The 1,258-nt window shown below is 44.6% G+C and carries 1 protein-coding gene; it reads right to left on the bottom strand.

Going from position 1 to position 1,258, the window contains the following annotated elements:
- Positions 1 to 110: 110 nt before the first annotated feature.
- Positions 111 to 1,052, bottom strand: coding sequence for a TIGR04168 family protein (locus tag O9332_RS19095; RefSeq protein ID WP_052277212.1), 942 nt, complete (start codon positions 1,050 to 1,052; stop codon positions 111 to 113).
- Positions 1,053 to 1,258 lie beyond the last annotated feature (206 nt).

Here is a 1,258-nt window from a genome sequence, read left to right as displayed (position 1 = left end):
TTTTTTTTTTTTTGTTATGGCTTTGGTTTACCCTATATGCGCTAAAAAATTAAAATTTTTATTGTATGGGGGTGGTGGGGTGTGGGGTGTGGGGTGTGGGGAGATGTAAATTAAGAATAACAAGATTGGGGAGATAGGCGATCGATTGACGACCCGGAGTGATAAAGTTTTCTATTACTGATAATCTCGAAATTATCGTTCAACCAGATTAAAGATGCTTCTGTGACTAGACCTTCTTCAAGAGTGACTAGGGAAAAATTGCGAGATTTACCCCTATCAGAGTGGAGAATGCGAGGGACACTAGCAGCATTCAGATAAACAGTTCCCATCTCGGAAGTGACCACGGGATTGCGTAAACGGGAAGTAGTATGACGGAGACGGTGGTGCATATGACCGAAACTGACGAGAGGAACCTGTTTTCCTAATAGCTGTGCTTGTTCGATGGCCGCTGCTAAATCTGGGTCCCCGTGGTCCCCTCCCAAGGGTTGCCAATCGCGACCACAGATAGCTTCCGCTTCCTTTCCCAGTCCGGCTGGACCATTGTGACCTAAAAAAATCAGGTTATTATAGGCAGTATCTTGAATATTAGCGATAATTTTGGCAGTAGATTCGGCAAAACTGCTGATATTATAGCGTTCTTGAAAAAATTCTCCATTTTTCCACTCGGAACCTCCCCAAGTAAAGGGACGACCCCCAACAATCGAAAGCTGTAAACTGGGCAGGTCTAGTTTTGAGTAACCCACATGAGCAACCCCTAATAATTCTAACTGGGCGGTGACACGATCTTCTTGATTGCGATCGTAGGGACATTTTTTTCGTCCCCAGGAGGTGGCACTATACCAAGCGTCATGATTACCGAGAATAACGGCTTTTGGTAAGGACAAACTAGCAATCCGACCGACAATTTCTAGGGATTCATTGCCAAAATCGCCGACAAATAGGGCTAAATCCACTTGTAAAGCTTCTAGAGCTAAATTATCTTCTATTTCCCATTGGTCGTGAACGTCACCGATGACGGCGATTTTATAGGTGCGAGGGAAAGAACTTACCATTACCAGTTATCAACTATCATTTATCAGTAACGATCATAACTAGGATTGGCCGAATAAATAGGGTCTGCTGAAAAAGTTTGTTGGTGGGGGCAGGGTGTGGGGTGTGGGGTGTGGGGTGTGGGGTTTTACCGATTTTGAGGTAGTCAGTTACCTAATTTTCAGGGAAAAAGTACCTGAATTTTACCCCCGATCCCTCCAATGGTCGG

This window comes from Microcystis sp. LE19-10.1B, assembly GCF_027530565.1.
GTDB classification, from domain to species: Bacteria; Cyanobacteriota; Cyanobacteriia; order Cyanobacteriales; family Microcystaceae; genus Microcystis; species Microcystis aeruginosa.
Note: the sequence above shows the minus strand (reverse complement) of the source record. Positions and strands in the feature narration are given on the sequence as shown.